This is a genomic window from Streptomyces sp. NPDC051109 (assembly GCF_044455885.1).
Taxonomy (GTDB): domain Bacteria; phylum Actinomycetota; class Actinomycetes; order Streptomycetales; family Streptomycetaceae; genus Streptomyces.
This window is the reverse complement of the sequence record NZ_JBITFF010000060.1, coordinates 1-6837: the sequence shown is the minus strand read 5'-3', so window position 1 is coordinate 6837 and position 6837 is coordinate 1. Positions and strand designations below refer to the sequence as shown.

Here is a 6837-nt window from a genome sequence, read left to right as displayed (position 1 = left end):
GAACCGCGAACCGTCCGGTCCCACTGCCCCGTCGGAGGCCACCGTGCGCCGGGTCCTGCAGCGCATCGACGGCGACGCCCTCGACGCGGCGATCGGTGCCTGGCTCGCCGCCCGCGACACCGGCGGCCCGCCGTCCCAGGAGCCGGGCAAACGCCGGGCCCGCCGCTCGCTGGCCGTGGACGGAAAGACCGTCCGGGGCGCCCGTCGCACGGACGGTACCCAGGTCCACCTGCTCGCCGCGATGACCGGGACCGGCCTGGTCGCCGCGCAGTGCGAAGTCGGCTCCAAGACCAACGAAATCACCGTCTTCAAGCCGATGCTCGCACCGCTCGACCTGGCCGGCACCGTGGTCACCTTCGACGCCGTGCACTCCCAGACCGGCCACGCCCGCTTCCTGGTGGAAGAGAAGAAGGCCCACTACATCGCTGTGATCAAGGGAAACCAGCCACTGCTACTTCAGCAACTCAGGCAGTTGCCCTGGCGGGAGATTCCGCTGCTGGACAAGACCCGGGCCACGCAGCATGGCCGTGACGAGATCCGCCGGGTCAAGACCTGCACGGTCACCCGCGGCCTCGGCTTCCCCCACGCCGCCCAGGCCGTGCAGATCGCGCGCCGCCGCCAGACGATCACCACCGGGAAGGTCACCCTGGAACGCGTCTACGCTGTCACCGACCTGGCCGCGGAGCAGGCCGATGCTCCCGAGATCGCGCGCCACCTCCGCGAGCACTGGGGAATCGAGAACAAGATCCACCACGTACGCGACACCACCTTCGCCGAGGACGCCTCACGTGTGCGGACCGGCACAGCACCCCGTGCCATGGCAGCCCTGCGCAAACACAGCCGAGACGCCACCCGACCACTGGCCACCCTCTGCATCACATGATCAAACCGGACGGACTGCCAGAACGACGCCGCCCTGCCCCAGCGGCCGCTGGGCGCGTTCATGGCCTTCCACAACGGCATGGTCTTTCTCCGCCCCTTCGGTGGCGGCGTCGAGTGGGAGACCGACCCGCGCCGGCTCTCGCAGCACAAGCCGCCGAGGCCCTCCGCCATCTCCTGAGCCAGCCAACTCCCCACCCGAGGAACCGTCATGAGCATCCTGGGCAGGATGACGGCCCGACGCGCCGCCGGGCGCGCCGCCGACGCCGCGATGAAGGTCCACGAAAGAGAGGAACCCCAGCCGACCCGCGGCTGGGGTTCCTCCAGGCGGCGGATACTGGTCAGCAGGTGGAGTTGCCCACGCCGTAGACCGCTCGTCTACGAGTCGGCGGACCGCACCACGTCGCGATCACCGTGGATCGGGCGGCGGGTCAGCGCTGCAGGGTGAGGACGCCCGGCCGGTACGGCAGCTTCTCGTAGGGGGTGGTGTCCCCCGGCGCGCTGGGGGACCTGCCCTGGTAGAGCAACTGCAGGTTGCAAGCGTCGACGGTCATGGTCTGGTCGGGGTTGTTGCGGACCAGGTCACCGTGGCTGATGTCGTTGGTCCAGGTGGCGCCACTGTTGGCCTTGCCCGCGAAGGGGTTGCTCTCGGTGGCGGCCTGGGGGGTCCAGGAGCCGTTGAGGCTGGTGGCGGTGAACGGTCGGAAGTAGCGCTGCTCGTTCGCGCCCCGGGCCTCGACGATCATCAGGTACTGGTTCTGGCCCTGGACCTTGTAGACCTGCGGCGCCTCGAACAGGTTCTTCTCCGTGTCGCTCATGACCGTCGTGTACGACAAGCCGAAGCTGCTCGGGAAGTTTCCGATCGGCATGCTCGCCCGGTAGATCTTGCCGTTGTCACCGGCGAAGAACAGGTACATGTTCTGGCCGTCGGCGATCAGGGTCGGGTCGATCGGGACGCCGCCCTCGCCGGCGGGGAAGCGGGCGGTGAACAGGTTCTGCGGCGCGGACCAGCCATTGGGGTTGGTGGGGTCGCTGGACGTGCGGTAGGTGAAGGTCCAGTTGGTTCCCCACCCCAGTGAGGCCAGTACCCAGATGTTCTTGGGCGCGAAGTAGAACAGCTGGGGTGCCACCGCGCCCTGGTTCATCTTGGTCTGGGTGGCCGTCGCCATGTCCGACCAGTTCGTGAAGGGGCTGAAGCCCATCGAGCCCCAGTTTCCGTCGGAGTACGTCGCGTAGACCAGGTGCTTGCCGTTGTACGTCGTGGTGGTGAAGTCCTTCAGCGCGGCCCACCCGTTCGCCGGCTGCGCCAGCGCACCGGTCGAGCTCCACCGGTAGGTCGACGGAAGGGCGCACGCGCCGCCCGTGGGCGCGGGCGTCGTCGGGGCCGGCGTCGGGGTGGACGACCCGGACGACCTGAAGTTCCAGTGCTGGTTGGCAGCGCCCCAGGAGTCCCAGATCTGGACGGCGGTGCCGTTGGCGGTCTGGTTGCCGGGGGTCTCCAGGGCCCGGCCGCTGGCGACGTTGGTCAGCGTGTAGGAGCCGTCCTTGTTCCCGGCGGCCTTCCAGTGCTGGTTGGAACCGCCGTGGGAGTCCCAGACCTGCATCTTCGTGCCGTTGCCGGTCTGGCCGCCCGGCTCGTCCAGGACCCGGCCGCTGGCGACGTTGGTGAGGGTGTAGGAGCCGTCGCCGTTCTTGGTGGCCCGCCACTGCTGGTTGGTGGCGCCGCTGGCGTCCCACACCTGGAGCGGGGTGCCGTTGCCGTTCTGTCCGGCGGGCTCGTCGAGGACACGTCCGGCGGCGCCCACGCCGGAGAGCGTGTAGACGGTGCCGGATTTGATGCCGCCGCCCGGGGTGCCGCCGCCGGCGCCGGCCAGGGGGGTGAGGACGGCGTTGTAGGCGGGCTTCTTGTTGCCGTTGTTGTCGAACAGCAGCGCGTTCTCGCCGGTGCGCCAGGAGTCGCTGTCGCGGATGCCCCACACGGTGATGCCGGTGCAGCGGGCGACGGCGAGGCAGTCGTGGACGGTGTTGGTGTAGGCGGTGGCGGACGCCTGGGCGATGTCGAGCTCGGTGATCTGGACGTCCACGCCGAGCGCGGCGAAGCTGGACAGGGTGGTCTGGAAGCTGGCCGGGGGGCCGCCGGCGCCGAAGTGGCTCTGGAAGCCGACGCAGTCGATGGGCACGCCGCGGGACTTGAAGTCCTTGACCATGTTGAAGACGCCCTGGGTCTTGGCGTCGGACCAGTTCTCGATGTTGTAGTCGTTGTAGCAGAGCTTGGCCGAGGGGTCGACGTTGCGGGCGGTGCGGAAGGCCTCCTCGATGAAGCCGTTGCCCAGCACCTTCTGGAACACGGAGTCGCGGTGCTGACCGCTGCCGCCGTCGGCGAACGCCTCGTTGACCACGTCCCAGGCGTAGATCTTGCCCTTGTAGTGGGTCATCTCCTGGGTGATGTGGTTGTTCATCACACCGCGCAGGGTGTTGGCGTCGTTGATGGACTTGACCCAGTCGGGCAGTTGGGAGTGCCAGACCAGGGTGTGGCCGCGCATCTTCTGGCCGTGCGCGGAGGCGTGGTTGACGATCGAGTCGGCGGGGCCGAAGTTGAACGACCCGCGGGAGGGCTCGATGGCGTCCCACTTCATCTCGTTCTCCGGGGTTACCATCTTGAATTCCCGGTCGAGAATGGTGGAGTACGTCGCGTCCCCGAGCCTGCCCACGGCCACTGCCGTACCGAAGTAGCGGCCGCTGACGGCCGCTGCGTCGGCGAGCACGGTCGGCGTGCCGGCGTTCGGCGTGAACGCGGCCTGGGCGACCAGCGGTACGGCTGCACCTACGGCGGCGAGCACCACGGCGGCGGCGATCACGCGGCGGGTTGTCGGCCGGCGGCGATGAGAGCGGTTCTGATCTGGCAACGGCATGTCCTTCTGGCGCAGTGGGCCTTGATCTTGGCCCCGGTTACCCGCTAGTTGCCGCCACGCACACAAAGGTTGCCGTGATCGGGAGGACTTTTTGTCGAGCCGGAGATCGGCGCGGCCCTCATCCCGTCGGGGCGAAGCCGCCCCGGACCGCGAGGGCGCCCGCGGCGGTCCCGGCGTCGGCGGGGTAGGTGTCGTCCTTGGCGTTCCGTCAGACACGGCGGGGCCGCAGGCGGTTGAGCCTGCGACCCCGCGCGGGTGGTGGGGTCAGGACGGGTCGCCGTACTGGAGACCGCGTCCGTTGGTGCCGATGTAGACGCGACCGTAGGTGTCGGGGTCGCCGGTGATGATGCCGAGGCTGCCGATGGCGCCCCACTGGTGGGCGTCGTCGTTGATGCGGAGCCAGGTGGCGCCCATGTCGGTCGAGCGGAAGACTCCGGTGACGTCCATGACGGTGCCGATCAGGTACAGGGCCTGGTAGGACACCCGGCGCGGCCTTGCCGAAGCCGAGGGCGGAGGCGGACTTCACCGTGGTGAGCGTGGTGAAGGTGCGGCCGCCGTCGGTGGAGTGCAGCAGCCCCTTGCCGCCGTCGGCGATCCACAGGTCCCCGCCGACGCCCGGGGCGGCGGTGAGCCGGCCGTTGGGCAGGTTGGTGGCGCGGGCGGTGAAGGTCGCGCCGCCGTCGGTGCTGGCGAACAGCGTGCCGCCGGCCAGCGAGTAGAAGGTGTTGGCCGAGGACCGGTCGGCGACGACCACCGCGTCGGCGCCCAGGCCGCCGACCTTCGACCAGCTCGCTCCCTTGTCGGTCGAGCGGTACGGGACCTGGCCCGCCCCGGTCCAGACGATGGTGGAGCCGTCCGCCGCGATCGCGACGTGGCCCGCCTGGGCGCTGCCCACCGGCTTTGCCTTGAAGCCGATCCAGTTGAGGCCGCCGTCGGTGGAGTAGGCGCCGTCCTGTTCGCCGCCCCGGCCGACCCGGACCATCATCGAGGGGTTGGACTGCACGAAGTCGATGTCGGTGCTGCTGCTCATCAGGGGGTTCTTCAGCCGCCCGGCGGGCACCTTGGTCAGGTCGTCGTACCGGAAACCGCCCTGGTCGCCCATGGAGGTGATGAGGGTGGCGCCGCCGGGCGGGGCGATCGCGTCCGCGAGCGCGGTCTCCTCCAGCCCGCGGGCCCCCGGGGTCCAGTGGCTGGTGCCGCCGCTGTCGGTGGCGGTGGCGTCCTTGCTGCGCCAGATGCCGTTGCCGGTGCCGTACAGCACGTGCCCGGAGTCGAAGGGGTCGATGGTCAGCGCGGTCATCCAGTGCCCGATGCCGGTACCGACGAAAGGAGCACTGGAGGCGTCCCGCACCGACTTCGCGGCCTGGGCCTTCCAGGTGGTACCGCCGTCGGTGGTCCGGTAGAGCTCGTCCTCGGGGTACCAGCGGTCGAGGGTGGTGACCATCACCGTGGACGGGTGCTGCGGGTCGACGGCCAGACCGGAGAAGCCGTAGCCGCCCTTGGACGGGGAGACGTCCTTCCACGCCCCGCCGGCCGGCGTGTACTTCCACACCGAACCCGCCGTCACGCCGTTGGGCCCGAGGGCGTTGGTGTACGTCAGGTACAGCGAGCCGTCACCGGAGACCACGCCGTGCTGCGGCAGCTGGCCGGTGGGCTGTCCGGAGACGGCCTGCCAGGAGTTGCCGCCGTCGGTGGAGCGGTACAGGGACGTGGACTTGTCGCCGACGCCGACGTAGACCGTCTTGCTGCCGGCCGGGCCGTACGTCACGAAGGAGATGCCGCCGCTGCTCGCCTCGTCCTTGACGGGGAACGAGGAGACCTGGCTCCAGGTCGCCCCGCGGTCGGTGCTGCGCCACAGGCCGTTCTTACGGGTGCCCAGGAGCAGGGTGTCGTGGTTCGCAGGGTCGATCACCAGCCGCTCGCCCGCCCCGCGGCCGTCCTCGTTGCCGCCCAGCTTGAACGGCAGATCGGTGCGCTGGAAGGTGCGGCCCCGGTCGGTGGAGCGCAGGATCGCGGAGTTCCCGGCCCAGTCCTTGGTGTAGGTGCCCGCCGCGAGGTAGAGCCGGTCGGGGTCGACCGGATCGGTGGCCATCGAATCGATGCCCAGCAGGTTCCAGTCCTTCTCGCCGATCCAGTCGGTCAGCGGGATCCACTGCTCGGCCCCGGTGTCCCAGCGGTAGGCGCCTCCCATGTCGGTGCGCGCGTACAGCAGGCCCTTCTCCTTCTGGTTGAACACCAGCCCGGTGACGTAACCGCCGCCCACCACCTGGGCGTTCTTCCATGCGTACGATCCGGACCCGGCCTGCCCGCCGCGGACCCGGGCACCAGGCTCCCGCCCGTCTTCACCAGCTTCCACTGCTGGTTGCTGCTGCCCTGGCCGGGCCACTGGATGATCTGCGGGCCACGGTCGTTGGAGTATCCGGAGACGTCCAGGACCTGACCGCTCTTGCGGGAGGTGAAGGTGACGGCCTCGGAACCGCTCACACCGTCGATCCGCCACTGCTGGGAGGCGGAGGAGCTGTCCGTCTGCTGCTCGGCGGCAGCCGCCCGGGCGGTCGAGCCGCCCGCTATGCCCAGCACCTTGCCGCTGTTGCGGTTCACCAGCTCGTAGTAGCCGTCCCCGGTGGGCCTCAGTCGCCACTGCTGGTTGGCGGTGTTCTGGTCGGTCCACTGCTGGATCCGGGTGCCGTCGGCGGTGGAGAAGCCGTTGACGTCCAACACCTGGCCGCTGCGTACGGAGACCAGCCTGTAGTAGGCATCGCCGTCGACCGTCGCGGCCTGGGACTCCTCGTCTGTGAACACGAAGTACGACCCGACGGCGAGGGGCACACCGACCAGCAGAGCGGTGGCGTTCAAGCGACGGCGGTGACGCCCGCGGCGCCCGCCGTTTGGGGGGTTGCTCATGGGTAGACGTTCTCCTTGCGAACCGTGCATGAGAGGAAGGCGGATCCCGACACCGGTACTGGCCGGATCTACTTCCTTGTGGTCGCAGGCTCCGCAAAAGGTTGCCGTGAGCCGGAAACTTTTTCAGGGCACCTCGTGGTGA

At 69.5% G+C, this 6837-nt stretch carries 2 protein-coding genes and 1 pseudogene; 1 reads left to right on the top strand and 2 read right to left on the bottom strand.

Going from position 1 to position 6837, the window contains the following annotated elements:
- A partial coding sequence (locus ACIBAD_RS37460) for an ISAs1 family transposase (RefSeq protein ID WP_398911524.1) occupies nucleotides 1–883 on the top strand: 883 nt, incomplete at its 5' end.
- A gap of 427 nt (nucleotides 884–1310) precedes the next feature.
- Here the strand turns inward: ACIBAD_RS37460 and ACIBAD_RS37455 are convergent.
- Entirely contained in the window at nucleotides 1311–3791 is a 2481-nt protein-coding gene (locus ACIBAD_RS37455) for a non-reducing end alpha-L-arabinofuranosidase family hydrolase (RefSeq protein ID WP_398911522.1), read from the bottom strand.
- Nucleotides 3792–4055: 264 nt separating this feature from the next.
- Nucleotides 4056–6695 (bottom strand): annotated as a pseudogene (locus ACIBAD_RS37450) (RICIN domain-containing protein).
- Nucleotides 6696–6837: the final 142 nt, after the last annotated feature.